A 26,098-nucleotide genomic window follows, 5' to 3' on the forward strand; every position below is an offset into this window, starting at 1 on the left:
GGCGGACCGGGTGATAGAAACGACTGCGCCGGCTGGGCCGGCGCGGTGCGAAGTCTATCAAAAAGCCGCAGGGGACAGGCTGCGTGAGAATGTCTCAGGCGCCCAGCGGGCGTACCGCCTATCAATGACCCAGCTTGCTGCCGCCCTTGCAGGTGGGCGAATCCGGCGCGGCGCCCTGCTCCGCCCACTCCTCGGGGGTGTAGGTATGCAGGGCCAGGGCGTGGAACTGGCCCATCAGCTCGCCGAGGCTGCCGTAGACCTTCTGGTGACGCTTGACGGCGTTCAGCCCGGCGAACACCGGGCTGACGATCACCGCCTTGTAGTGGGTTTCCAGGCCGCGGCTGTGCATGTGGCTCTCGTCCAGCACTTCCAGGTGCTGCGGTTCGAGGGCCGCCAGGGCGGTCAGGATGCGTTGTTGCATGGACATCGGGTAACTCCGCTTACGGCTTCTTCTTGTCCTGGGGTGCCAGTTCGTTGGTCATGTCGCTGAGCAACTTGTTGACCTCGGGCACGGCGCTTTCCAGGCGGCTCTGGGTCAGCTGGGCGGACTGCTGGGTCAGGGCCGGCATCTTTTCCAGCACTTTCTTGCCCAGGGGGGATTCATAGAAGGCGACCAGTTCCTTGAGTTCGCTCTCGGTGAAATTGCTGGTGTAGATCTTCACCAGTTCCGGTTTCAGCTTGTCCCAGCCGACAGCCTTGTCCAGGGCGGCATTGGCCTTGGCCTGGTAGCTTTCCAGGGTGGCCTTCTTGTCGGCCGGCGCCTTGGTCTGCTGGAAGCGCTGCTCGAACATCTGCTGCACCTGCGCGTAGACCGGCACGGTCAGCTTGTCCGCGCGGGCGAGCTTGAGGAAACGCTCGGCGTCGGCGGCGTGGCTGGCGGCATCGGCCAGGACCTGGCCACTGGCGCAAGCCAGCAGAACGGCGGTGCAGAGAACGCGAAGCTTGGTCATTGGGAATCCTTGTTCGGGCGTGGATAAGGGGGGCTGCCCCGAGGCAGATCATTTTGCGCTCAAGCCGATATCGGGCTCAAGCCGCGAGTTTCTTCGACAACCCCGTGGCGAAAATGTGCGATACAGCGCTCAATCGGACAGTTGTCAAAATGCCATCACTTGCTCATGCTTTCACCCACTGGGCATCCTGTGCCGGCTTCGAAATCCGTGGTGCGATTCGACGGATTCTCCGATGAGGCTGAGGCCGGTTTCTTGCAGAACCCAGGCTCCGCACACACATGGACGTGCCCGATGACTAGCCACATCTCCACCCTGCCGCCGGGATCTCCCGCGCTCTGCGACGCCCGCGGCAAACTCGTTCCCAGCGCCGTCGGCTGGTCCAGCCGACCCCGCCTGGATTACGCGATCCCCGGCCACTTCGGCCGCCGCAAGCGCTGGAACCACTGGTGCATCACCACGCCACGCTGGATGCTTTCGCTGACCCTCGGGGACCTCGACTACCTGGGCTACGGCGCCGCCTACTTTCTCGACCTCGACAGCGGCCAGGCCGTCGCCCACACCCAGCTGCGCGCCTTCGCCCGTGGCTGCCGGCTGCCCGACACGCCGCTGGCGAGCCATGGCTTCGACCACCCGCGCCTGCAGATCCAGGTGGAGGAACACCTCGGCCGCCTGCGCCTGCGGGTGGAGGCCCCGGACCTCGGCGGCCTGCCGCTGCATGTCGCCCTCGACGTCCTGCGCCCCGCCCACCTGGACTCGGTGAACCTGGTGGCCCCCATGGCCGGCCGCTGCTTCCATGCCTGCAGCCGGCATATGGGCCTTCCCGCCAGCGGCAGCGTGCAACTGGGCGACCGGCATTACGAATGCACCACCGGGCAGAGCTTCGCCGCGCTCGACTTCGGCCGCGGCGTCTGGCCGTGGAACAGCCACTGGACCCGCGCCGCCTTCGCCGCCCCGGGCGGCATCGCGGCCAACTTCGGCGGCGGCTGGACCGACGCCAGCGGCCTGACCGAGAACGCCCTGTGGTTCGGCGGCAAGCTGTCCAAGCTGGACCGCCCGGTAGCGATCGAGCAGGCCGCCGGCAACCCCCTCGCGCCCTGGCGGCTCTGCACCCCCTGCCGCCGGGTGGAGCTCAGCTTCACGCCCCGGCAGCTGCATCACGCCTGCCCGCGCGTCGGCCCGATCCATGCCGACACCCGGCAATGGTTCGGCCACTTCGACGGCGTGCTGCGCAGCCCGGCAGGCGAGTGCGTGCCGGTGAACAACGCCGTCGGCTGGCTGGGAGCCACCCGCGCGCGCTGGTAATCGCCCGAACGGTTGAACCGAGTGCCGGAGTTACGGCCTAAACTGCGGAATCAATAGCCGGAGCCAATCCACATGAGCCGCACAGAAACCGACAGCCTGGGGCCTGTCGAAGTCGCCGACGATGCCTACTGGGGTGCCCAGACCCAGCGCTCGCTGGAAAACTTCGCGATAGGTGGCGAACGCATGCCGCTGGCTGTGGTGCATGCCCTGGCACTGATCAAGAAGGCCGCCGCGCGGGTCAATGGCCGCGACGGCGACCTGCCGCCGGACGTCGCCCGCCTGATCGAACAGGCCGCCGACGAAGTGCTGGCCGGCAAGCACGACCACCAGTTCCCCCTGGTGGTCTGGCAGACCGGCAGCGGTACCCAGAGCAACATGAACGTCAACGAGGTGATCGCCGGCCGCGCCAACGAGCTGGCCACCGGCAGCCGCGGCGGCAAGAGCCCGGTCCACCCCAATGACCATGTGAACTTCGCCCAGAGCTCCAACGACTGCTTCCCCACGGCGATGCACATCGCCATCGCCAAGGCCGTGCAGCACGAGCTGCTGCCGGCCATCGCCGAACTGTCCGGCGGCCTGGCCGAGCAATCGGCGCGTCACGCCCATCTGGTGAAGACCGGTCGCACCCACATGATGGATGCCACCCCCGTCACCTTCGGCCAGGAACTCTCCGCCTTCGTCGCCCAGCTCGACTACGCCGACAAGGCCATCCGCGCGGCGTTGCCGGCGGTCCTGCAACTGGCCCAGGGCGGTACCGCCGTGGGCACCGGCCTCAACGCCCCCCATGGCTTCGCCGATGCCATGGCCGCCGAGCTGGCGGCGCTGTCCGGGCTGGATTTCGTCTCGGCGCCGAACAAGTTCGCCGCCCTGGCCGGCCACGAGCCGCTGGTGAACCTCTCCGGCGCCCTCAAGACCCTGGCCGTGGCCCTGATGAAGATCGCCAATGACCTGCGCTTGCTGGGCTCCGGCCCCCGTGGCGGCCTGGCCGAAGTGAAACTGCCGGCCAACGAGCCGGGCAGCTCGATCATGCCCGGCAAGGTCAACCCGACCCAATGCGAGGCCCTGTCCATGCTGGCCTGCCAGGTCATGGGCAACGACGCCACCATCGGTTTCGCCGCCAGCCAGGGACACCTGCAGCTGAACGTGTTCAAGCCGGTGATCGTGCACAACGTGTTGCAGTCCATCCGCCTGCTCGGCGACGGCTGCCGCAACTTCCAGCAGCACTGCGTGGCCGGCATGGAGCCGGATGCCGCGAGGATGGCCGAGCACCTGGAGCGCGGCCTGATGCTGGTCACCGCCCTCAACCCGCACATCGGCTACGACAAGGCCGCGCAGATTGCCAAGAAGGCCTATGCCGAGGGCACCACCCTGCGCGCGGCGGCCCTGGCCCTGGGCTACCTGACCGAGGAAGAATTCGACGCCTGGGTCCGCCCGGAAGGCATGCTGGAGGCCGGTCAACATGGCTGAGGCGGCAAAGCACGGCGCCACGCCGCTCGAAGGTGACGGCAAGCGCATCCTGATGATTCTCGGCACGTCCAAGGGCGGCAGCCTGTGCCACGCCCTGAGCGATGCCTTCGCCCAGGGCGCCCGCAGCGAAGGCCACGTGGTGCGCCTGCTGAAGCTCGGCGAGATGCAGTTCGACCCGGTGCTGCGCGGCGGCTACGACCAGAACCAGATCCTCGAGCCCGACCTGCTCGACGCCCAGCGGCAGATCCACTGGGCCGAGCACCTGGTGTTCGTCTATCCGGTCTGGTGGGGCGGCCTGCCGGCGCTGCTCAAGGGCTTCTTCGACCGCGTCTTCCTGCCCGGCTTCGCCTTCCGCTACCGCGGCCAGTCCCAGGCCTGGGACAAGCTGCTGAGCGGCCGCACCGCCGACCTGCTGGTGACCCTGGACACCCCGCCCTGGTACTTCCGCTGGATCTACGGCGCCCCGGCGCACCGCCAGATGGTGCGCACCATCCTCGGCTTCTGCGGGATCAAGACCCGTCGTCTCACCGAGTTCTCCCCGGTGCGTCCCTCCTCCGAGGAGCAGCGCCAGACCTGGCTGCGCAAGGCCGAATTGCTCGGTACCCGCTGCTGATCCCAGGGTCCATGTCGATTTGCGCGTAGGGTGGAAATCCCTTTGGGGATTTCCACCATCGGTGTCCTGCATGGCCCCGCCGGTGGATAGAAAAGCGCTATCCACCCTACAGGGCTGATGGCACAGGACTTGTAGGGGCGAATTCATTCGCCAAGGGACGCGCAGCGTCCCCCTCGGCCCGCAGGTTTACTCGGCCGACTCCCGGTATCGCCCACCATCCCTCACCCCAACCCCGCTCTGCGCCCCAGCCTGATCGCTTCGCGCTCAGTCGCTCATCGGCACCGGAAGCGGGGCTTCCGAACGCGCGCCTCTTCGCCCCAGAGGGAGAGGGGGCAGTCCGTGCGATCTGGTTGTTTTTACCTTGCCTGTGGGAGCGAATTCATTCGCGAGTGCGGGCCCCGGGCCCGCCCTGCTCAACCGGACTTCTTCACGATCGCCTCGGCGATGCTCGCCGGCACTTCGGCGTAGCGGGCGAACTCCATGGAGAAACTGGCCCGGCCCTGGGACATCGAGCGCACATCGGTGGCGTAGCCGAACATCTCGCCCAGGGGCACCTCGGCGCGGACGATCTTGCCGGAGAGCCCGTCTTCCATGCCGTGGATCAGGCCCCGCCGGCGGTTGAGGTCGCCCATGATGTCGCCCATGTAATCCTCGGGCGTCACCACTTCCAGCTTCATCACCGGCTCCAGCAGCACCGCGCCGCCTTTTTGCGACAGCTGTTTGGTGGCCATGGAGGCGGCGATCTTGAAGGCCATCTCGCTGGAGTCCACGTCGTGGTAGGAGCCGTCGAACACGGCGGCCTTCAGGCCGATCAGCGGGTAGCCGGCGAGCACGCCGTTCTTCATCTGCTCCTCGATGCCTTTCTGGATGGCCGGGACGAACTCGCGGGGCACCACGCCGCCCACGACCTCGTTGACGAATTCCAGCCCCTCCTTGCCTTCATCCGCCGGGGCGAAGCGGATCCAGCAATGGCCGTACTGGCCGCGCCCGCCGGACTGGCGGACGAACTTGCCCTCGATCTCGCAGGTCTTGCGGATCGTCTCGCGATAGGCCACCTGCGGCTTGCCGGTGTTGGCCTCGACGCCGAACTCGCGCTTCATGCGGTCGACGATGATGTCCAGGTGCAGCTCGCCCATGCCGGAGATGATGGTCTGCCCGGTCTCCTCGTCCGTCCTCACCCGGAACGATGGGTCCTCCTGGGCCAACCGGCCGAGGGCGATGCCCATCTTTTCCTGGTCGGCCTTGGTCTTGGGTTCCACGGCAATGGAGATCACCGGCTCGGGGAAGTCCATGCGCTCGAGGATGATCGGCTTGTTCAGGTCGCACAGCGTGTCGCCGGTGGTGACGTCCTTCATGCCGATCAGCGCGGCGATGTCGCCAGCGCGCACTTCCTTGATCTCGGCGCGGTGGTTGGCATGCATCTGCACCATGCGTCCGACGCGCTCCTTCTTGCCCTTCACCGAGTTGAGCACGGCATCCCCCGAGTTGAGCACGCCGGAGTAGACGCGGACGAAGGTCAGGGTGCCGACGAAGGGGTCGGTGGCGATCTTGAAGGCCAGGGACGAGAAGGGCTCGGCGTCATCGGCGTGGCGTTCGTCTTCCTTCTCCGGGTGGTCCGGGTGGGTGCCGCGGATCGACGGAATCTCGGTGGGCGCCGGCAGCAACTCGACCACGGCGTCCAGCACCAGCGGCACGCCCTTGTTCTTGAAGGAGGAGCCGCATACCGCCGGCACCACCTCGCAGGACAGGGTGCGGATGCGCAGGCCGGCCTTGATCTCGTCTTCGGTGAGGTCGCCAACGTCGAGGTAACGGGTCATCAGCTCCTCGTTGGCTTCGGCCGCCACTTCCAGCATCACGCTGCGCCAGTGCCGGGCGTCCTCCAGCAACTCGGCGGGGATGTCCTCCTCGCGGAAGGTGGCGCCCTGGTCGGCGTCGTTCCAGTAGATGGCCTTCATGCGGATCAGGTCGATCTGTCCGTGGAAATTCTCCTCCTGGCCGATGGGCAGCTGGATCGGCACCGGGGTGTGGCCGAGGCGCTTCCTGATCTGCTCCACCACCCGCAGGAAGTCGGCGCCGGCGCGGTCCATCTTGTTCACATAGGCGATGCGTGGCACGTGGTACTTGTCGGCCTGGCGCCAGACGGTCTCGGACTGCGGCTCTACGCCATCGGCGCCACTGAACACCACCACCGCGCCATCGAGTACCCGCAGGGAACGTTCGACTTCGATGGTGAAGTCGACGTGGCCGGGGGTGTCGATGATGTTGATGCGGAATTTCTCCAGCTGCTTGCGCGAGCCGGTCCAGAAGGCGGTGGTGGCCGCCGAGGTGATGGTGATGCCGCGCTCCTGCTCCTGGACCATCCAGTCCATGGTCGCGGCGCCGTCGTGCACCTCGCCCATCTTGTGGTTGACCCCGGTGTAGTAGAGGACCCGTTCGGTGGTGGTGGTCTTGCCGGCATCCACGTGGGCCACTATGCCGATATTGCGGTAATGGCTGATGGGAGTAGTACGTGCCATGGCGATCACCTCCGTGCGGATTCATAGGGTTCGGCAAGGCCGCACGCCTTCCGGCGGTGCCGACCGGCACCAGTCTGGATAGCGGAAGGTTGTGGTCGGCGATAGACCGTGGGTCCTTGCCACGCTGGGCATGGCACGGCCCCTGGCCGGCACCTCCCCTTCTCTAACGCTAGCACCGCCGCCGCCCCGGCACCGGCCGCTCATCCGCTATTCGGCCCGAGCTGTGCGAGGCCGCGCGCAACCCCGCCTGGCCTGAAGCGGCCATGGGTTTCGACGCGATGGGTAACAGGAAGAGACTCAGGAAAACCGCGACCGGACCGCGCAAGGGGAACCGCCCGACGCGGCTCCCCATGCGGGGCCGGGCCTTGCTACACCTTGTCCAGGAGACGCCGGAACTCCTGCTCCGAGTAGCCGCGCAGCGTCTGGGTCCTGACATTGCCGAGCGCGCCGGTCTTCAACAGCAGGGTGGTTGCCGCCTCCTCGTTGCCCTCGACGATCAGGACGAGGTCGTAGTTGCCGACCGTCCAGTAAGCGGCCTTGACCGACAGGCCGAGTCCTTCGGCCAACCCCTTGAAGGCGACGAATCGATCCGGGGAATCCTTGACGTTGCGAATGCCCTGATCGGTAAAGCTCGCCAGTGTGATGAATGTAGCCATGGACACTCTCCAGCGACGGTCACGGGGGTTGCGAGGGACTGCACTGGAGAAGGCCGCCATTCATCCATTTCCGCCTCATCAAGCACCGGACCTCCCCTCCCCGAGCCCGGGAGGCACCATCCCGGCGGCCATTCGCGCCGGGCCGCCGCTCAGGCGACCCAACCGCACTCGGTACTGCTGGCCTTGCTGGCCGTGACGATCAGCACCGGCATCACGAATTCGATCCGGCCTTCAGCATTTATGAAGGGCCGCAACGCCGGCTTCGCCGCCTCCTGCAGCCGCTGGAACTGCGCATCGTCGAGCAGGCCGCCGAGGGTCCAGGCACAGGCCCGCTCAGTGGAAACCAGGGCCTTGATCGAAGGGAAGCGAACCAGGCCGTCATGCCGCATCACCCGGGCTTCGGCCACCGCCGCCTGGTCGCAGAAGCCCAGCAGCCGTTCGACGTCGCCCAGCACGAAGGGGGCGCGGAAGGCATTGGCCACCTTTTCGCCGAACAGCCGTTGCAGCACCTCGGCCAGCGCGGCATAACCGGGCGAATGCTCGAGCGCATCGCACACGGCCACCGCCAGGCGTCCGCCCGGCTTGAGCACCCGCAGCATTTCCCGCAGGGCGGCGGGGGGATCGTCGAAGAACATCATGCCGAACTGGCTGACCACCGCATCGAAGCTGTCGTCGGCGAACGGCAGCGATTCGGCCCGCCCGTCCACCCATTCGATCGCGCCGCTCGTGCGCCGGGCCACGGCGAGCATCTGCGGATTCGGGTCCAGGCCCACCACCGAACCGCCGGGGCCGACACGCTCGGCAGCGGCGCAAGCCAGCACCCCGGTGCCGCAGGCCACATCGAGGACCCGCTCACCCGGCACGATGCCCGCCTCCGCGACGACCCGCGGGCCCCACTGCCGGAACAGCGCCGGGACGAAGAATTCCTCATACACCTCGGCGGGGGATGCCTCCACCCGCCCCTTGTCGTTCCCGCTCATTCGACACCTCCTGTCACCGCGCTCGAACCGGCGACTGGCAGGCCGGACAACATTCAAACCCCCTATCTGGGTAGGAATAGCAGCCGTTTGCCATGGTGCATGACCGCTGATCCCCCTCCCGTCCGGCAGGCGCCGACCGGCCACCTATACTTCTAGGCCCGACCCTGCAGTGGCTCAGCGCCGCCCCCGGTCGCAATGCCTGCCGTGGCAGCGGCAGCCCCCGCCAACAGAAAGGAGGACGACTATGGCAATCCGCATTGGTGACGAAGCCCCCGATTTCACCGCAGAAACCACCGAAGGCACCCTCAATTTCCACCAGTGGATCGGCGACCAGTGGGCCATCCTGTTCTCCCACCCGAAAGACTTCACCCCGGTGTGCACCACTGAGCTGGGCTACATGGCCAAGCTCAAGCCCGAATTCGACAAGCGCAATACCAAGATCGTGGGTCTCTCCGTGGACCCGGTCAGCGACCACCGCAAGTGGGTCGGCGATATCGAGGAAACCCAGGGCCATGCGGTGAACTACCCGATGATCGGTGACGACAATCTCAACGTGGCCAAGCTCTACGACATGATCCACCCCAACGCCAGCCCGGGCCCGCGCACCGCCGTGGACAACGCCACGGTGCGCTCGGTGTTCATCATCGGGCCGGACAAGAAGGTCAAGGCCATGCTGGTCTACCCCATGAGCGCCGGACGCAACTTCGACGAGGTGCTGCGCCTGCTCGACTCGCTGCAACTCAATGCCAAGCACACGGTGGCCACCCCGGTGAACTGGCGCCCGGGCGAAGACGTGATCATCCCCACCTCGGTGTCGGACGAAGACGCGCAGAAGAAATATCCCCAGGGCTACAAGACCCTCAAGCCTTACCTGCGGGTCGTCGCCCAGCCGAAATGACCCTCCGCGCGCCCTCCGGCAGGAGGGCGCGCCGTGGGCTGCCATACTGTCCTGCATGGTCAGGGCAACATTCCGCTTCTACGAAGAGCTCAACGACTTCCTGCCGGCCGAACGTCGCCGACAGGCCTTCACCTGCGCCTGTGCCAGGGCGGCCACGGTCAAGCACATGATCGAAGCCCTGGGCGTACCCCACACGGAAGTGGAGCTGGTGCTGCTCAACGGCGAGTCGGTAGGCTTCGACCGGGTGATACTCGATGGCGACCGCGTGGCGGTCTATCCCAAGTTCGAGACCCTGGACATCAGCCCGCTGCTCAAGGTGCGCGTCCACCCCCTGCGGGTCTTGCGCTTCATCGCCGACGCCCACCTCGGCGGCCTTGCCAGCCTGCTGCGCATGAGCGGTTTCGACACCCTCTACGACAACGCCTTCGAGGACGGCCAGATCGCCGAAATCGCCGCCCATGAGGGGCGCGTCGTCCTGACCCGCGACCGCGAACTGCTCAAACGCAGGATCATCACCCACGGTTGCTACGTGCATGCGCTCAAACCCGCGCAGCAACTGCGGGAGCTCTTCGAGCGGCTGGACCTGGCCCGCAGCGCCAAGCCCTTCAGCCTGTGCCTGCACTGCAACCGCCCGCTCCGGGAAATCGACCCGGAACTCGCCCGCCCGCGCCTGCCGCCGCGCATCGGCGCGCTCTACTCGCGCTTCCTCTTCTGCGACGCCTGCGACCGCCTGTACTGGGAGGGTTCCCACTGGCGCAGCATGTGCGCACTGCTGGCTCCTTTGCTGAATGGGAAGGACCTTCATTAGCAATTTCATCCCGCAAACCCAGGCGGGAAGCGGACTGCTATTAATTCGCCATAATTCCGACGAAACGGCAAAGACCCGCCTTTACGCGTCGTAAGTCTTGAACTTTAGTCATCGCATTGACGGTTCGAGCGGGTTCGTCGAACGGGTCCCGGGGACTGTGACCGCCAAATTTGCGCTAGGGCAATCGGCATCCATGAGCCTGACTTCCATGGGGCGCGGGAAGCGCACTCCTGTGATGGGGGAAGGTGGCTATGTCAAATGCAAAGAAAAAGATGGATAGGCAAATCCGGCTCTTCTGAAACACCAACCAACCGCGACACCAGACGTTCATTCCTCAAACTGTCCGCAGCGGCACTGACGGCGCCCCTGGTTCCCTGGGCCCGCGATAGCGGGGCCGTAGAGTGGATCACCGCCCCCCAGCCGATCTTCCCGCCCAGCCCGCCGACCCGCCCCTGGATGGAGGAACTCCCCACGGCGATCGTCCCGGTCGCCCGGGTGGACGCCCTGAACCCGGCACCCACGGTGGACGCCAACGTCCTCGGCGGTGAAATCGGCCGGGCGCCGCACCAGCGCTTCGATGAACTGATCACGAAACTGGGCGCGCCGGAACTCTATGAGCTGAGGGCGGTGGAAAACCCGGAATGGATCACCCACCCGGACCTGCCCAAGCAGAAGGTCTGGGCCTACCGCGGCGGCAACCCGGACGCGACGGTCCCGGCCACCCTCTTCGCCCACTACGGTACGCCGGTGCTCTGTCGTATCCGCAACGAGCTGCCGCAGGATCACGTCGGCTTCGGCAGCCCGGAGATCTCCACGCACCTGCACAACCTGCACTCCCCCTCGGAGAGCGACGGCTTCCCGGGCGACTTCTACAGCATCAACAAGGCGGGCCTGACCCTGGACAAGACCGGACCGCGGCAGGGCAAAGGGTCCTTCAACGACCACTTCTATCCCAACATCTACGCCGGCTACGACCAACTGCAGAACGGCATCGGCGACTTCCGCGAGGCCCTGGGCACGCTGTTCTATCACGACCACACCCTGGACTTCACCGCGCCCAACGTCTATCGCGGCCTGGTCGGCTTCTACCTGCTGTTCGACCATCTCGACTCGGGCAACGAGCACGATCCGAACCCGGAAGCGCTGCGGCTGCCGAGCCATCCCTACGACTATCCGCTGGCGTTCGGCGACCGGCGCTTCACCCCGCTGCCGGAGGGCCAGCTGTTCTTCGACGAGTTCCACGTCGAGGGCGTGCTGGGCGACAAGATTGTGGTCAACGGCAAGATCGAGCCGGTGCTCAGGGTCGCCCGGCGCAAATACCGCCTGCGCCTGCTCAACAGCGGCACCAGCCGCTTCTACGAGTTCTACCTGGTGGACTCGCGCGACAGTCCGCAGCGCTTCACCTACATCGCCAACGACGGCAACCTGCTGCCCGCGCCGCTCAGGGACCAGACCAGGGTGCGGCTCGGCGTGGCCGAACGCGGGGACATAGTGGTCGACTTCTCCCAGTACGCGATCGGTACCGAACTCTACCTGACCAACCGCCTGCGCCAGGACAGCACCCGCGGCCCCAGGGGCGTGAAGGCACCGGGCACCCGGGTGATGAAACTCATCGTCGACCGCGACCCGCCCGAGCCGGACGTCAGCCAGGTGCCGGACCAACTCCGGCCGCTGCCGGACCTCCCCACCCCGGAGGAGCTCGCCAGGCTGCCGGTACGACGCTTCGAGTTCAACCGCAAGAACGGCCTGTGGAAGATCGACGGCCAGGTGGTCGACGTGGAGAAACCGAGGGTCGTGGTGAAACAGGGCGAGGCCCAGGTCTGGGAGCTGGTCAGCGAGGCCGGTGGCTGGTACCACCCGATCCATATCCACTTCGAGGAGGGCCGCATTCTCAGCAAGACCGTCGACGAGGTCGAAGTGCCGATCCCGCCCCACGAGCGCGGGCGCAAGGATGTCTTCGTGCTCGAGCAGACCATGAGCATCAAGATCCTGCTGCACTTCCGCGACTTCAAGGGCAAGTACGTCATGCACTGCCACAACGTGATCCACGAAGACCACGCGATGATGTTGCGCTGGGACATCGAGGACGATGAGTCCGCCTGAGCCACGACGACAAGGGAGACATGCAGATGAACACTCGCAGAGATCTTTTGGCCGGCGCCGGCGTACTGGGTGTCGCCGCGCTGGGCTGGGCCCTTTCCCACGGACTTGGCGAAAAGACACAAAGGGTGGCCCGCAGCGGCCGCCTGCCGAACAGCCTGCTGTACACCCATGAGGGCAAGGCGGTGCGGTTCTACGACGACCTGGTCCGCGGCAAGGTGGTCGCCATTAACATGATGTACGCCGCCTGCGCGGGAATCTGCCCCACCGCGACGGCCAACCTGTTGCAGGTGCAGAAGATGCTGGGCGCGCGCGTCGGGCGCGACATTTTCTTCTACTCGATCACCCTGGAGCCCGAGCTCGATACGCCGGAGAGCCTGAAGGACTACGCCGACCAGCACCACATCGGGCCCGGCTGGCTGTTCCTGACCGGCACACCCGCCAGCGTCCAGGACGTGCGCTTCGCCCTCGGCTTCTACGATCCCGACCCGATAATCGACGCCGACAAGACCTCCCATTCCGGCATGTTGCGCGTCGGCAACGACGCCTACGACCGCTGGACCATGGCGCCCACCCAGGCCACCCCCGTGCAGATCCTGTCCACCATCGACCACGTGGACCGGACGGCGCTGCGGACCTGACGCGGTGCGGCCCTGGCCATTACCCGGTTACCCACAAAGGCGGTGGATGAAGCTGTGGATAAGCTGTCGGGCAATGGCCAGGGGCCAGGATTGGCGCGGGTAGGCCTGGACCGGGTCAATTTCTGAGCGGTTTCAAGTAGTTAGCTGTAGGGACGATCTCATTCGCAAGTGGGTCTGGCGCCGAGCTGGCCTGAAACTTCCCTCACCCCCGGCCCCCGCCCTGCGCCCCAGCCCGATCGCTTCGCGCTCAGGCGTTCATCGGCACCGGAAGCGGTGCTTCCGAAAGCGTGCCTCTTCACCCCGAAGGGAGAGGGGAGACTCAAGCCTGATACCCGGCACGAACGGCTCCCTCTCCCTCTGGGAGAGGGCTGGGGTGAGGGAAGCCAGGGACCACTGGGACCATTGCCCTACATCGGCATCCGCGCCCTTCGCGACTGCTGTCCCAGCGGCGTCGCCGCCGGCTGGCGGATCAGCGCCGCACGCCATGAATGGGTGGTGGCCACGTCGGCGTCCTGCAACAACGCCACCTTGCCCGCCACCAGGGTCGCCACCGGCACGCCGTCGCGATACAGCAGGCGGTTGCCCGCCAGCGCCGGCACCTTGCCGCCGCTCAACAAAGTACCCAGCAGGTTCAACGGATCGCAGGCGGACAGGCTGACCAGGCAGCCATCCAGCGGCCGCTTGCGCACCTCCCGCAAGAGGCCCACGGCCTCCGGCAAGGCGAACTGTTCGCCGGAAACGCCGGCGACGAAGCGCCCGCCACGAATCTCGCCGCGCGCTTCCAGGCGATGGTAGACCCGCAGCAGGTCGCGCCAGGGCGGCAGCCAGTCGGCCTCCCGCTCCAGCAGGCGCCAACCCACCACGCCGTAGCGGCGCAGCAGGGTACGCGCCACATGCTCCAGGGCATCCGCCGGCACCTTGCCGCTCCCCTCCTCCACCTTGCCGCGCAACAGCGCCCAGCGCCCGGCGTCCTGCATGTTGGCCAGGGCCAGGCGCGCGCGGCGGTCATGGCGGCTGCGCCGGGCCGCCGGCAGCAGCAGGGAGCGCAGCCCGGCGAAGCTGTCGGCATTGGCCAGGCCCAGAGCCACCAGCTCGCCGAGGCAATCCTCCAGTTCGCTGCGCAGCAGATGGGCTTCGTCCATCAGTTCGTCGAAGAACAACGCGCCCTGGCTGGCCAGCACCTGACGCACCCGCTCAGCGCGGGCTGAAGGCTCCGCCGCCGGCAGGTCATGCAGGCAGGCGCGCCACAGACCGAGACTCTTGCGTGGCAGCAGCAGGATCGGCGTGCCGCGCACCGGCCCCACCGCCGCCTTGCCGCGCCCGCCCAGGCGGCACCAGACAATGCGGCCGGCGCGGCACAGGTCGTCCAGCCAGTTGATGCCATAGTCGGCCACTCGGCTCGGCAGAATTTCACTTTCCCAGGAGCCGGCCGCCGCCTCGAAGCCTTCCAGTTGCCCGAGCACCCCGGCCAGGGCTTCGGCGCCGCGCACCTGGGCGTTGGGCGCCACGCGCTGCCAGTCGAACAGAAAGCGCATGAAGTCGGCCCGCTCCACCGGCTCGATCTGCCGGCGCAGGCGCTTGACCGTGTAGCGGTGGATGCGCGCCAACAGGTGCCTCTCGCACCACTCCTCCTCGGCCGCGCCGGGGGTGAAGCGACCACGCAGCACCTGGCCCTCGCGCTCCAGGCTGGCCAGGGCGTAGGCCAGCGCGCCCGGTTCCTGGCGCAGGTCGACGGCCAGTTTCGCCAGGGTCAGGGGACCGAAACCGCCCAGACGCGCGCGCACCGTTTCCACCAGGGCGGCATCCGCCTCCCAGGCGTCGGTGTACCCCTCGGGCGCGGCAATCGCCGGCTTGAGGCGGGCGTCCGGGTAGAGGACGCGGAACGGTTCCAGGCGCTCGGCCGGCAGCCACAACAGCGGTTGCCCGTCCAAGTGCAGGCAAGTGACGCGGCGGGCCTTGGCCAGTTGCGCCAGCCAGCCGGCCCAGCCGTCATTGGCCTCCACTTCCGCCCGGGTGATGCAGGCCAGCGCCAGCAGCGCCTCGTGCATTTCGTCGGCATCGCGCACCTGGGGCCAGGCTTCCTCGGCCACCGCGGCAATGGCATCCAGGTCCAGGGCGCCGAGGTCGTCGGCGGATTCCGGGTCGGTCCAGCGGCGATTCAGCACGGCCTGGGTGCGGCGCTCCTCCAGTGGCGCGTCGTCGAGGAAGGCATAAGGCCGCGCACCGAGGATTTCCGCCGCCAGGGCCGAGGGCGCCGGCAGGTCACGGGCCACCAGATCCACCTCGCCACGCTCCATGCGCCGCAAAAGGTCCAGCCAGCCCTCTGCGTCCATGGCGTCGTGCAGGCAGTCGTCCAGAGTCTGGGTCACCAGCGGATGGTCGGGAATCTCACGCTCGCCCACCAGGTTTTCCTGGCAGGCCACCTGGTCGGGAAAGACGCTGGCCAACAGGTCCTCGCTGCGCATGCGCTGGATCTGCGGCGCCACCTTGCGCCCGCCGGAGAAACGCGGCAGGGCCAGGGCGGTGGAGGCGCTCCAGCGCCAGCGCACGCCGAACAGCGGGGCGTCGAGAATGGCCTGGATCAGCACCTGTTCGGCGCTGTTGGAATGTAGGTAGCGCCAGACTTCCTCCAGCGGGAAGCTGTGGCTGGTGGACAGCGAAAGGATCAGCGCGTCCTCGGTGGCCGCCGCCTGCAGCTCGAAGTTGAAACTGCGGCAGAAGCGCTTGCGCAGGGCCAGGCCCCAGGCGCGGTTGATCCGGCTGCCGTAGGGCGAATGGATGATCAGCTGCATACCGCCGGATTCGTCGAAGAAGCGCTCCATCACCAGCCGCTGCTGGGTCGGCAGTGCGCCCAACGATGCCTGCGCCCGCGCCAGGTATTCGACGATCTGCCGCGCCGCCGCCTCGCTCAGACCGATGCCCTCGCGCAGTCCCTCGACCGCCCGCTCGATCCCGCCTTTCTCCCCTCTCCCTCTGGGAGAGGGGCCGGGGGTGAGGGAAGCCCAGTCCCGCTCGGAATCTCCCAACAACCGCTCGACATCAGCCCGCAACCGCGCCACCCCCGCCGACAATTCATCCGTGCGCCCCGGCGCCTCCCCCAGCCAGAACGGAATGTTCGGCGGTTGCCCCTGGGCATCCTCCACCCGCACCCGCCCCGGCTCCACTCGGAGAATGCGGTAGGACTGATTGCCGAGCTGGAACACGTCGCCGGCCAGGCTTTCCACGGCGAAATCCTCGTGCACGCTGCCCACCGACACGCCCTGGGGCTCCAGCAGCACGGCATAGTCAGCGGTTTCCGGGATGGCGCCGCCGGAGGTGATGGCGGTCAGCCGCGCCGCACGCCGGCCGCGCAGCCGGCGGTTCACCGCGTCGCGGTGCAGGTAGGCGCCGCGCACGCCCTGGCGGCCGCTGTAACCCTCGGACAGCATCTTCACCAGGGCGTCGAAATGCGCCCGCGCCAGGTCCGCATAGGGCATGGCGCGGGTCATCAACTCGAACAACTCGTCCTCGCCCCATTCCTGGCAGGCCACTTCGGCTACCACCTGCTGGGCCAGCACATCCAGGGGGGCATGGGGGATGACCAGGGCATCCAGCTCGTCACGGCGCACGCAGTCCAGCAGCGCCGCGCATTCGATAAGGTCGTCCCGCGATTGCGGGAACAGGCGGCCCTTGGGTGTGCCGCCGACGCTGTGGCCGGAACGTCCGACCCGCTGCAGGAAGGCGGCGATGCTGCGCGGCGAGCCGAGCTGGCAGACCAGCTCCACATCACCGATGTCGATGCCCAGTTCCAGGGACGCGGTGGCCACCAGCACCTTCAGGTCGCCACGTTTGAGGCGCTGTTCGGCGTCCAGGCGCAGGTCCCGCGCCATGCTGCCGTGGTGCGCGGCCACGGCGGCGTTGCCCAGGCGCTCGGACAGGTGGCGGCTGGCGCGCTCGGCGAGGCGCCGGGTGTTGACGAAGACCAGGGTGGTGCGGTGCTCGGCCACCAGTTCGGCCAGGCGGTCGTAGACCTTTTCCCAGGCGTCGTTGCTCAGCACCGCGTCCAGCGGCACCGGCGGCACCTCCAGGGCAAGGTCGCGCTCGCGGCTGTAGCCCACGTCCACGAGGGTGCAGGCGGGTCGCTCCCGGCCCATGAGGAACTGCGCCACCCGCTTGATGGGCTTCTGCGTGGCGGACAGGCCGATGCGTTGCAAGGGCCGCCCGCACAGGGCTTCCAGGCGTTCGGCGCTGAGCATCAGGTGGCTGCCGCGCTTGCTGCCGGCGATGGCGTGGATCTCGTCGATGATCAGGCTGCGGCAACCGGCGAGCATGGCGCGGCCGGACTCGGAGCCGAGCAGGATATAGAGGGATTCCGGGGTGGTGACCAGGATGTGCGGCGGCCGCTTGCGCATGGCGTCGCGCTCGGCCTGAGTCGTGTCGCCGGTGCGCACCGCAGTGCGGATATCCACATCCGCCAGGCCCTGGCGCGCCAGCTCGGCGCGAATCCCGGCCAGCGGCTCTTCCAGGTTGATGCGGATATCGTTGGACAACGCTTTCAGTGGCGACACGTAGACGACGCTGCAGCAGTCCGCCAGGCCGCCCTGCTCCAGGCCCTCGTGGACCAGTTCGTCGATGGCGGAGAGAAAGGCGGTGAGGGTCTTGCCGGAGCCGGTGGGTGCCGCCACCAGGGTGCTGTGCCCGGCGCGGATCGCCGGCCAGGCACGGGCCTGGGCCGCCGTGGGCGCGGCGAAGCTGGCGCGGAACCAGGCGGCGACGGCCGGATGAAAACCCTCCAGTGACGCACTGGCGCAATGGTTGGTCGAGGTCATGGCACCCACTATGGGTCGCGACTGGATGTCGCTCAAGGGCGCCGGACCGGTGGTTGCCCGTCTTCCCTCCGCTTGCCGGAGCAGCGAGTGACCGCGACCGAAGCCGCCTGACGGCCAGCACCCAAACCTGGGTTTTTTCACCCACCCGAAACCGGCGCCTCAATCCTCCATCATTCCGCACCTGGCCAAGGATACCCGCGCCGCCTGGCCCTTTCCTCGATGAACGGCATCGCTGGTATGGAGTTTGCCCATGCCCTCGTAGCCAGCCCGTGAATGAGTAGTTGCCAAGGCGGCGATGCGTACAGCGAGGGAAAGACGCCAACCGAGCGCCCGAGCTGCCCGCAGCGGACACCTCAACATTGCCAATGCAGGTCTCGAGGAAGAAAAAATGCCCACACTCATAAAAGCCGACCTGGATTTCATCCTCCAGCAGATCAAGATCGCCGAGGCCCATGCTGCCGGCGGCGACCTCGCGCAACTTATCGGCAACCCCCTGCTTCCCTGGGGGCTGCGTACCGTCGATGGCAGCTTCAACAGCCTGCTGCCCGGACAAAGCAACTACGGCTCGGCGGACCAGATCATGCCGCGCCTGCTGGATCCGGTATTCCTGCCCGCCGAGAACGGTTCGTCGTACAACCAGACCAGCGGCGTGGTGACCGACTCCCAGCCGCGCACCATCAGCAACCTGATCGTCGACCAGACCATCAGCAACCCGGCGGCCGTGCAGGCCTATGTCGCCGCGGGGCTGGGCACCCTGGCCACTGGCACCCAGATGGACCCTGGCGGCACCGCCTACCCGATCGGCACCCTTCTCGGCCTCGACGGCCTGGCGATCCCCGCCGGCCAGAGCCTGGTACTGCCGAACGTTTCCGCCGATCAGGGGATCACTGCCCCCTTCAACTCCTGGATGACCCTGTTCGGCCAGTTCTTCGACCATGGCCTGGACCTGGTGAACAAGGGCGGCAACGGGATCGTCTTCGTCCCCCTCCAGCCTGACGATCCCCTCTACGTGCCCGGCTCGCCCACCAATTTCATGGTACTGACCCGCGCCACCCAGGTCGCCGGCCCCGGCGCGGACGGCATACTCGGCACCGCCGATGACACCACCCACGAGAGCGTCAACCAGACCACGCCCTTCGTCGACCAGAACCAGACCTACACCTCCCACGCCTCGCACCAGGTCTTCCTGCGCGAGTACGCGCTGGTGAACGGCAGGCCGGTCGCCACCGGCCACATGCTCGAGGGCGCCAACGGCGGCCTTGCCACCTGGGCGGATATCAAGCTGCAGGCAAGGACGATGCTCGGCATCGACCTGGCCGATACCGACGTGACCAACGTGCCGCTGCTGGCCACCGACGAATACGGCCGCTTCGAGCGCGGGCCGAACGGCTTCGCCCAGGTCGTCATGCGGACCGCCGGCGCCGACGGGATACTGGGCAGCGCCGACGATGGCCTCACCCTGGTCGAAGGCAATCCCCTGGCGCCCATCAGCCTCTCCAACGCGCTGCGCACCGGGCACGCCTTCCTCGACGACATCGCCCATGCCGCCAACCCCACCGGGAAGACGGCCGATTCGGACAGCGCGACCGGCCTGGCCAACGCGGACGCCTCGGCCACCACCGGCAACTACGACAACGAGCTGCTGGACGCCCACTACATCACCGGCGACGGCCGCGGCAACGAGAACATCGGCCTGACCGCCGTGCACCATGTGTTCCACTCCGAACACAACCGCCTGGTCGAACACACCAAGGACGTGGTGCTGCAGTCGGCCGACCTGGCCTTCCTCAACGAGTGGCTGCTGGTGGACGTCGCCGCGCTGCCGGCCACGCCGGCTGAGATCGATGCCCTCCTGTGGGACGGCGAGCGCCTGTTCCAGGCCGCGCGCTTCACCAACGAGATGCAGTACCAGCACCTGGTGTTCGAGGAGTTCGCACGCACCGTGCAGCCGCAGGTGGACGTGTTCAACTTCCAGCCGACCATCGACCTCGACCCGGCCATCGTGGCCGAGTTCGCCCATACCGTGTACCGCTTCGGCCACTCGATGCTCAATGACACGGTGGCGCGCATCGACAGCAACCTGCAGTCGAACGATATCGGCCTGATCCAGGCATTTCTCAACCCCCTGGAATTCGCCAACGGCGGCACCGCGGACATCGCGGCGGGCGCCATCATCCGCGGCATGACCCGGCAGGTGGGCAACGAGATCGACGAGTTCGTCGTCGGCGCGCTGCGCAACAACCTGGTCGGCCTGCCCCTGGACCTGGCGGCGCTGAACATCGCCCGCGGCCGCGACACCGGCATTCCATCGCTCAACAATGCGCGGGCGCAGTTCTTCGAGATGACCGGCGATGCCCAGCTCAAGCCCTATGCGAGCTGGGTCGACTTCGCGATGAACATCAAGAATCCGGCCTCGATCATCAACTTCATCGCCGCCTACGGCACCCATTCCAGTCTGACCGCACCGGAGGTGGACACCCTGGTCGAAAAACGCGCCGCGGCGACCCTGCTGGTGATGGGTGGCACAGGAGCGCCGGCGGACCGGGTCGACTACCTGAACGGCACGGGCGCCTGGACCGGGGTGGAAACCGGCCTGAACCTGGTGGACTTCTGGATCGGCGGCCTGGCCGAAGAGAAGATGCCCTTCGGCGGCATGCTCGGCTCCACCTTCAACTTCGTCTTCGAGGTCCAGCTTGAGAAGCTCCAGGACGGCGACCGCTACTACTACCTGAGCCGTACCCAGGGCATGAACCTGCTCAACGAACTGGAGGCGAACTCCTTCTCCGCCCTGGTGATGCGCAATACCGACCTGGGCGACCCCACCTCGTCGCACCTGCCGGGCAACCTGTTCCAGGCGGTGGACCACATCCTGGAGATCGAGACCACCCGGCAGATCGGCGCCGACCCGGTCGGCACCGACCCGCTGCTGGAGGCGCTCCGGCCCACCGTGGTACGCCAGGACCTCGACGGTGACGGGGACGGCGACCTGCTGCAGTACACCGGGGGAGCCCATGTGGTACTCGGCGGCTCTGCGGAGGATGACACCCTGATCGCTGGCGATGGCGACGACACCCTTTGGGGCGATGCGGGCAATGACCACCTGGAAGGCGGCTATGGCGTCGACCTGATCCACGGCGGAGCCGGCGACGACTTCATCACCGACATCGGCAACGACATCGGCGATGGCGACACCCTGCACGGCGAAGAAGGCGACGACGTTATCCACGGCGGCAACGGCCTGGACCTGATCTTCGGCGGCAGCGGCCGCGACTTCATCATCGGCGGCGTCGACAACAAGCAGGTCTTCGGCGGCACCGGCGATGACTTCATCCACGGCGGCGAAGGCCTGGACTTCCTGATGGGCAACGAGGGTGATGACTGGATGGAGGGCGGCGCCCGGTTCGACACCCTGGCCGGCGACAACTCGGAACTGTTCTTCAACAGCCCGATCATCGGCCACGACGTGCTCATGGGTAATGGCGGCGACAACGACTACGACGCCGAGTCCGGCGACGACATCATGTTCCAGGGCGTCGGCATCGAGCGCAACGAAGGCATGTTCGGCTTCGACTGGGCCATCCACAAAGGGCATATGCAGGCCGCCGACTCGGACCTGGCGGTGCCCATCTTCACCACGGTGCAGGCCGACATCCTGCGCGACCGCTTCGATCAGGTGGAAGGACTTTCCGGTTGGCAGTTCCACGACGTGCTCATCGGCGACGACCGTGGCAGGGCGGCGGAACCGGTCCCCGAGCTGATCTTCACCAATCACGAACTGACCCAGGCGGGCGCCGACCGCATCGCCGGCCTCCAGGCCGTACTCGGCACGGCGGCCGCCGCCAACCCGGGCAACGACCCGAACGCCATCCTCTTCGACGGCGGCAACATCATCCTCGGTGGTGACGGCAGCGACCTCATGGAAGGCCGCGGGCAGGACGACATCCTCGATGGCGATGCCTGGCTCAACGCGCGGATCAGCGTACGCTCGCCCCTTGATCCGACCGTGGAACTGTTCAGCGTCGACAGCATGGTGGAAATCCAGGCGCGGGTGCTGGCGGGCGAGATCAGGCCGAGCCAGTTGCAGATCGTCCGCGAGATCCTCATCGCCGACGGCAGCGACGACGTCGACACCGCCGTGTTCTCCGATGCCCGGCAGAACTACCAGGTGACCCAGAACGATGACGGCACCTGGACGGTCGCCCACACGGCCGGCACCCAGGCCGACGGCACCGATCTGCTGCGCAACATCGAGCGCCTGCAGTTCGCCGACCAGACGGAGGTGATCAGCGGCAGCAACGGACTGCCGACAGGCACCGTGCTCATCAGCGACACCACACCCGCGCGGGGCCAGGTGCTGACGGCGACCGCTGCCTTTGACGATCCGGATGGCGTCGTCCCCGGCACCACCGATTTCACCTGGCAGGTCCGGACCGTCGACGGCGGCTGGGCCGACGTGGGCACCGGCGCGACCTTCCAGCCGGGCACCGCCCAGCTCGGACAGGCCCTGCGGGTGATCGCGTCCTTCACCGACGGCCTGGGCGTGCTCGAGCGCGTCGCCTCGGCGCCCACCGCCGCGGTCATTGTCAACAACGCCCCAGTGGGCCTGCCCGCCATCAGTGACACCACGCCTACCCAGGGACAGGTTCTGACAGTCTCCACCGCTGCCATCAGTGATCCGGACGGGCTCGCCGGGGTGCAGTTCAGCTACCAGTGGCAAGTCGGCAATGCAGGCACCTTCACGGACATCGCCGGGGCCACCGGTTCGACCTTCACACCCGCCCAGGAGCAGGTTAACCAGCAGATGCGGGTCGTGGTCAGCTTCACGGACAATGTCGGCAATCCGGAACGCCTCATCTCGGACCCGACCACGGCCGTTACCGATGTCAACGATGCACCGACCGGTGCGCCGACCATCAGCAATAGCACGCCGGCCTATGGCCAGGTGCTGACGGCCGGCCGAGGGACCATCGCCGACCCGGATGGCACCACGACCTCGACCTTCAACTACCAGTGGCGCTCCTCGAGCGACGGCGGCCTGACCTTCGCCAACATCCTCGGCGCCACGGCGGCGACCTTTACGCCCGGAGTGCAGCAGGCCGGACAGATGCTGCAGGTGGTAGCTACCTACACCGACGACGCCGGCTTCAGCAACTCGGTGGCTTCGGCGGCGACGGCAGTGTTGAGCGGCATCCAGGTGGGAACACCTGGCGCCGACAGCCTGACGGGTACCGCAGGCGACGATGTACTGATCGGTGGCGCCGGAGCCGACCTCATGGTTGGCGGCCTGGGCAACGATATCTACGAGGTTACCGAAGCCGGCGATGTCGTCGTGGAACAGGACGGCGAAGGCCACGACACAGTGTCGACCTCCCTCGCCAGCTACGAGTTGGGTGCCAACTTCGAGGGCCTGTTCTTCGGCGGTAGCGGCGACTTCACTGGTATCGGCAACGCGGCGGACAACGTGCTGGTGGGTAATGCGGGGAATGACGTACTGAACGGTGCCGGTGGTGCCGACGTCATGGCCGGCGGCCTGGGCAACGATACCTATGCCGTGGCCGAGGCGGGCGACCTGGTGATCGAGATGCCCGGTGAGGGCGCGGACACAGTGCTGACCTCGCTGGCCAGCTACGTGCTGGGCGCCAACCTGGAGAACCTGACCTTCGTCGGCAGCGGCGACTTCACCGGCATTGGCAACAGCCTCGACAACGTCATGGTGGGCGGCGGCGGCAACGACATCCTGATCGGTAACGCAGGCGCCGACCACATGACGGGTGGCCTGGGCAACGACATCTACGAGGTCACCGAAGCCGGCGATGTGGTGCTGGAGCTGGCCGGTGCCGGCCACGACACGGTGTCGACCTCGCTGGATAGCTACAGCCTGGGCGCCGATGTGGAAGGGCTGTTCTACGGCGGCGGCGGAAACTTCACCGGCATCGGCAACGAACTCGACAACGTCATCGTCGGCGGCACCGGGCAAGACTTCCTGAATGGCGGGCTCGGCAACGACACCATGGTAGGCGGCCTGGGCAACGACACCTTCATGTTCGCTGCGGGCTTCGGCCAGGACCGTCTCTTCAGCTTCGACGCCGACCCGGCGGGCGGCCAGGACCTGCTGGACGTGACGGCGCTTGGCATCACCGCGGCCAACTTCGCGGCCAACGTGAACATCCAGGCGGTGGCGGGAAGCACCCAGGTCAGCATCGGCGCCGACAGCATCACCCTGGTGGGTGTGGCCGATGCCGGCAGCGTGACCCAGGCGGACTTCATCCTGGCGGGCTGAGATGTCTGGCGACAGGAAGCAACGGGACGAAGGGCATGGGCGCATACCCCATGCTCTTCGCTCGCGGTCCGCAAGCGCCGGCTGGGAGGCTTGCCCCGCCAGCGGACCGGCGAGCCCGGTTTCTGGCTGCCTCGTCGCCTCACACCCGAAAAAACACGAAATCAAATTCCTTTTAAATCAATCCGATACCAATTCAACTCAAATCCTGCGCAATTTAGGCGAATTTTTGACACAGATAGGACACCCATCTAGTACTGGGTGTTACCTCCTGGTAGCCGGGTGCATGAGCCGAGGTACATGGCATGCGCCGAACGCACCAAGTGAGCTGTGGACCTGCCGGCGGCTGCGCAGGGATCGTGCGACTCGCGGGTCATGACGAGGGTGAGGCTTCCCTTGCCGGCGGGCAAGGACCTCCTGCGACATGACGCCGTACAAATGGAGTGGGCAGAGAAATGGTCGGCTCTTCAGAGAGGTCATCGGTTCCTTCGATTCGCGCAATCCGCGGTTTCATGGCATGGAGGTACATCCACTGGCTGTTCGCCTGCCTGCTGGCGACCCAGGTAGCCGCGGCGGAAGGCCCAGCGGGTAACGACAAATGGCTGGAGCCGGCCCGCTCCAGGCTGACGGCGGACAAGCACGGGCTCCCCTTCTTCCCCCATCGCGCCAATACGCCGGGTAACGGCCTGCTGAGCGTCAAGGACTTCGACAATGCGGAGGTGTGCGGCGCCTGCCATACGGAGATCTACCGGCAATGGCGCACCTCGATGATGGCCCACTCCTGGGAGGAACCCATCTACCGCGCGCTGCTCAGGCATGCCAGCGAGGCCACCGGCGGCACAGTGGATAACTTCTGCACCGGTTGCCATACGCCGATCGGCCTGACCACCGGGCAGATCAACTCGCAGGTGAACCGCGCATCCGTGGCCTTCACCGCCGAGCACAACCCGATGCCCGGAGTCGACTGCGAAACCTGCCACAACATCAACGCGCGCACCGGCCTGGACAACGGCGCCTATGTGCTCACCCCCAAGGCCAATGGCCGGCCGACCAAGTTCGGCCCGCGCAGCGATGCGGTGTCGCCCTACCACGACACGGTCTATTCCAGTCTGCACACCCGCTCGGATTTCTGCGCCACCTGCCACAACGTGACCCACCCGTTCAGCTCGGTGGCGGTGGAACGCACCTACGATGAGTGGCTGGAGAGCCCCTACAGCCTCAGTGGCCAGACCTGCCAGAGCTGCCACATGCCGGGCTTTGCCGGCAAGGCGGCAATCATGGGGCCGGACCGCACGGACGTCGCCTCCCACTGGTTCAGCGGCGCCAATGCCGCCGTGCTGGACTACCTCGGCCAGGCCGAAGCTGCACAACGTGCGCGCGAGTCACTACAGCGGGCGGCGCAGATCACATTCCAGACGCTTCCGCAGAGCGTGGCGCCCGGACAGCGGGTCTCGGTGCAGGTGAAAGTGGCCAACGTCGGCGCCGGGCACAAACTGCCCACCGGGTTCCCGGAGGGACGCGAAGTATGGATCGATTTCCGCGCGGTGGACGCAACGGGGCGCGAACTCTACCGCCTCGGGACGATCAAGGACGGCGGCACCGAACCGGGGACGCGCAACTTCAAGGTTCACCTCGGGGACAAGGACGGTAAGGAACTGGATATTGAAGTGTGGAATGCCACCCAAGTCCTCTCGGACAACCGCATCCTGCCCATGGGCTATGACGTCGAGGAATTCTCCTTCGAGGTCCCGGCGGATGCCGTCGGCCCGATCACCCTGACCGCCGACCTCAACTACTGGCCCTTCTCGCAGCGGCTGGTGGATTACCTGCTGGCCAAGGAGCAGATGCGGGTGGAAATCACCCTTATGGCCCAGGTGACCGGGCAGATCGGCCTGTCACCCATACCCGCAAGCGGCGAGAGCCGGGTAGCGAGCAACCCCGCTGAACATTGACCGTGATCTCGTTCGTAGCGCCTGGGCGCCGGTGCATCCGGCGCCCCTTGAACCCGTAACTGCCTGGGCGGGCTGAAGCGGGGAGCCTCGGAGTGCGCTGAGCGGTAGAGCAGTCCGGTGCTACTGCCTT

General features: G+C 66.9%; 15 protein-coding genes. 9 read left to right on the plus strand and 6 right to left on the minus strand.

Features of this window, described 5'->3' with window-relative positions; all coding sequences use genetic code 11:
* Positions 1–121: 121 nt before the first annotated feature.
* Together ACFW0H_RS20935 and ACFW0H_RS20940 are read right to left on the minus strand one after the other, a co-directional pair.
* Positions 122–427 carry a BolA family protein gene (locus tag ACFW0H_RS20935; RefSeq protein WP_422915780.1) on the minus strand — a complete coding sequence of 102 codons (306 nt, stop codon included), beginning with the start codon at positions 425–427 and terminating at the stop codon, positions 122–124.
* A gap of 13 nt (positions 428–440) precedes the next feature.
* Complete coding sequence (locus ACFW0H_RS20940; protein WP_422915781.1) at positions 441–950, minus strand: DUF2059 domain-containing protein; 510 nt, start codon at positions 948–950, stop codon at positions 441–443.
* Between the two features lie 291 nt (positions 951–1,241).
* Here ACFW0H_RS20940 and ACFW0H_RS20945 point away from each other — a divergent pair, with 291 nt between their 5' ends.
* The 3 genes from ACFW0H_RS20945 to ACFW0H_RS20955 all read left to right on the plus strand — a co-directional run bounded on the left by ACFW0H_RS20945 (position 1,242) and on the right by ACFW0H_RS20955 (position 4,332).
* Complete coding sequence (locus ACFW0H_RS20945; protein WP_422915782.1) at positions 1,242–2,252, plus strand: DUF2804 domain-containing protein; 1,011 nt, start codon at positions 1,242–1,244, stop codon at positions 2,250–2,252.
* Between the two features lie 72 nt (positions 2,253–2,324).
* Positions 2,325–3,719 carry a class II fumarate hydratase gene (locus ACFW0H_RS20950; protein ID WP_422915783.1) on the plus strand — a complete coding sequence of 465 codons (1,395 nt, stop codon included), beginning with the start codon at positions 2,325–2,327 and terminating at the stop codon, positions 3,717–3,719.
* Complete coding sequence (locus tag ACFW0H_RS20955) at positions 3,712–4,332, plus strand: NAD(P)H-dependent oxidoreductase (protein ID WP_422915784.1); 621 nt, start codon at positions 3,712–3,714, stop codon at positions 4,330–4,332. Before ACFW0H_RS20950 ends, ACFW0H_RS20955 begins: the two co-directional genes overlap by 8 nt.
* A 413-nt stretch (positions 4,333–4,745) precedes the next feature.
* On the opposite strand, the gene fusA is transcribed toward ACFW0H_RS20955, so the two are convergent.
* The 3 genes from fusA to ACFW0H_RS20970 form a co-directional block, all read right to left on the minus strand.
* Positions 4,746–6,848, minus strand: a complete 2,103-nt coding sequence (gene fusA / locus ACFW0H_RS20960) for an elongation factor G (RefSeq protein ID WP_422915785.1) — start codon at positions 6,846–6,848, stop codon at positions 4,746–4,748.
* A gap of 368 nt (positions 6,849–7,216) precedes the next feature.
* Positions 7,217–7,504, minus strand: a complete 288-nt coding sequence (locus tag ACFW0H_RS20965) for a GYD domain-containing protein (RefSeq protein ID WP_422915786.1) — start codon at positions 7,502–7,504, stop codon at positions 7,217–7,219.
* A 149-nt stretch (positions 7,505–7,653) separates the two neighbouring features.
* On the minus strand, positions 7,654–8,484 hold the full coding sequence (locus ACFW0H_RS20970; RefSeq protein ID WP_422915787.1) for a methyltransferase domain-containing protein: 831 nt from the start codon (positions 8,482–8,484) through the stop codon (positions 7,654–7,656).
* A gap of 244 nt (positions 8,485–8,728) precedes the next feature.
* Here ACFW0H_RS20970 and ACFW0H_RS20975 point away from each other — a divergent pair, with 244 nt between their 5' ends.
* The 4 genes from ACFW0H_RS20975 (at position 8,729) to ACFW0H_RS20990 (ending at position 12,931) form a co-directional block, all read left to right on the plus strand.
* Positions 8,729–9,382: a peroxiredoxin gene (locus ACFW0H_RS20975; protein ID WP_422915788.1), complete on the plus strand. Its 654-nt coding sequence runs from the start codon at positions 8,729–8,731 to the stop codon at positions 9,380–9,382.
* Positions 9,383–9,437: 55 nt separating this feature from the next.
* Entirely contained in the window at positions 9,438–10,190 is a 753-nt protein-coding gene (locus ACFW0H_RS20980) for a Mut7-C RNAse domain-containing protein (protein WP_422915789.1), read from the plus strand.
* Positions 10,191–10,448: 258 nt separating this feature from the next.
* A complete protein-coding gene (locus ACFW0H_RS20985) occupies positions 10,449–12,293 on the plus strand; it encodes a multicopper oxidase family protein (protein ID WP_422915790.1) in 1,845 nt (614 codons plus the stop codon).
* Positions 12,294–12,319: 26 nt separating this feature from the next.
* Entirely contained in the window at positions 12,320–12,931 is a 612-nt protein-coding gene (locus ACFW0H_RS20990) for an SCO family protein (protein ID WP_422915791.1), read from the plus strand.
* Between the two features lie 407 nt (positions 12,932–13,338).
* Here ACFW0H_RS20990 and ACFW0H_RS20995 read toward each other — a convergent pair whose 3' ends face one another.
* Positions 13,339–17,739 (minus strand): DEAD/DEAH box helicase, encoded by a 4,401-nt coding sequence (locus tag ACFW0H_RS20995; protein ID WP_422915792.1) that lies wholly within the window; start codon positions 17,737–17,739, stop codon positions 13,339–13,341.
* Between the two features lie 388 nt (positions 17,740–18,127).
* Between ACFW0H_RS20995 and ACFW0H_RS21000 the strand changes: the two genes are divergently transcribed.
* Together ACFW0H_RS21000 and ACFW0H_RS21005 are read left to right on the plus strand one after the other, a co-directional pair.
* The gene (locus ACFW0H_RS21000; protein ID WP_422915793.1) at positions 18,128–24,019 is read left to right on the plus strand and encodes a peroxidase family protein; all 5,892 of its coding nucleotides are present in this window, start codon (positions 18,128–18,130) and stop codon (positions 24,017–24,019) included.
* Positions 24,020–24,528: 509 nt separating this feature from the next.
* The gene (locus tag ACFW0H_RS21005; protein ID WP_422915794.1) at positions 24,529–25,968 is read left to right on the plus strand and encodes a multiheme c-type cytochrome; all 1,440 of its coding nucleotides are present in this window, start codon (positions 24,529–24,531) and stop codon (positions 25,966–25,968) included.
* Positions 25,969–26,098: the final 130 nt, after the last annotated feature.

The sequence above is a fragment of the Metapseudomonas cellulosilytica genome, assembly GCF_049334135.1.
In the GTDB taxonomy this organism is placed as follows: Bacteria; Pseudomonadota; Gammaproteobacteria; order Pseudomonadales; family Pseudomonadaceae; genus Metapseudomonas.

What these genes read in the sequence shown, in the direction of transcription:
- ACFW0H_RS20935 (WP_422915780.1), bottom strand. Translation starts at nt 427, where the DNA reads ATGTCCATGCAACAACGCATCCTGACCGCCCTGGCGGCCCTCGAACCG.
- ACFW0H_RS20940 (WP_422915781.1), bottom strand. Translation starts at nt 950, where the DNA reads ATGACCAAGCTTCGCGTTCTCTGCACCGCCGTTCTGCTGGCTTGCGCC.
- ACFW0H_RS20945 (WP_422915782.1), top strand. Translation starts at nt 1,242, where the DNA reads ATGACTAGCCACATCTCCACCCTGCCGCCGGGATCTCCCGCGCTCTGC.
- ACFW0H_RS20950 (WP_422915783.1), top strand. Translation starts at nt 2,325, where the DNA reads ATGAGCCGCACAGAAACCGACAGCCTGGGGCCTGTCGAAGTCGCCGAC.
- ACFW0H_RS20955 (WP_422915784.1), top strand. Translation starts at nt 3,712, where the DNA reads ATGGCTGAGGCGGCAAAGCACGGCGCCACGCCGCTCGAAGGTGACGGC.
- fusA (WP_422915785.1), bottom strand. Translation starts at nt 6,848, where the DNA reads ATGGCACGTACTACTCCCATCAGCCATTACCGCAATATCGGCATAGTG.
- ACFW0H_RS20965 (WP_422915786.1), bottom strand. Translation starts at nt 7,504, where the DNA reads ATGGCTACATTCATCACACTGGCGAGCTTTACCGATCAGGGCATTCGC.
- ACFW0H_RS20970 (WP_422915787.1), bottom strand. Translation starts at nt 8,484, where the DNA reads ATGAGCGGGAACGACAAGGGGCGGGTGGAGGCATCCCCCGCCGAGGTG.
- ACFW0H_RS20975 (WP_422915788.1), top strand. Translation starts at nt 8,729, where the DNA reads ATGGCAATCCGCATTGGTGACGAAGCCCCCGATTTCACCGCAGAAACC.
- ACFW0H_RS20980 (WP_422915789.1), top strand. Translation starts at nt 9,438, where the DNA reads ATGGTCAGGGCAACATTCCGCTTCTACGAAGAGCTCAACGACTTCCTG.
- ACFW0H_RS20985 (WP_422915790.1), top strand. Translation starts at nt 10,449, where the DNA reads ATGCAAAGAAAAAGATGGATAGGCAAATCCGGCTCTTCTGAAACACCA.
- ACFW0H_RS20990 (WP_422915791.1), top strand. Translation starts at nt 12,320, where the DNA reads ATGAACACTCGCAGAGATCTTTTGGCCGGCGCCGGCGTACTGGGTGTC.
- ACFW0H_RS20995 (WP_422915792.1), bottom strand. Translation starts at nt 17,739, where the DNA reads ATGACCTCGACCAACCATTGCGCCAGTGCGTCACTGGAGGGTTTTCAT.
- ACFW0H_RS21000 (WP_422915793.1), top strand. Translation starts at nt 18,128, where the DNA reads ATGCCCACACTCATAAAAGCCGACCTGGATTTCATCCTCCAGCAGATC.
- ACFW0H_RS21005 (WP_422915794.1), top strand. Translation starts at nt 24,529, where the DNA reads ATGGCATGGAGGTACATCCACTGGCTGTTCGCCTGCCTGCTGGCGACC.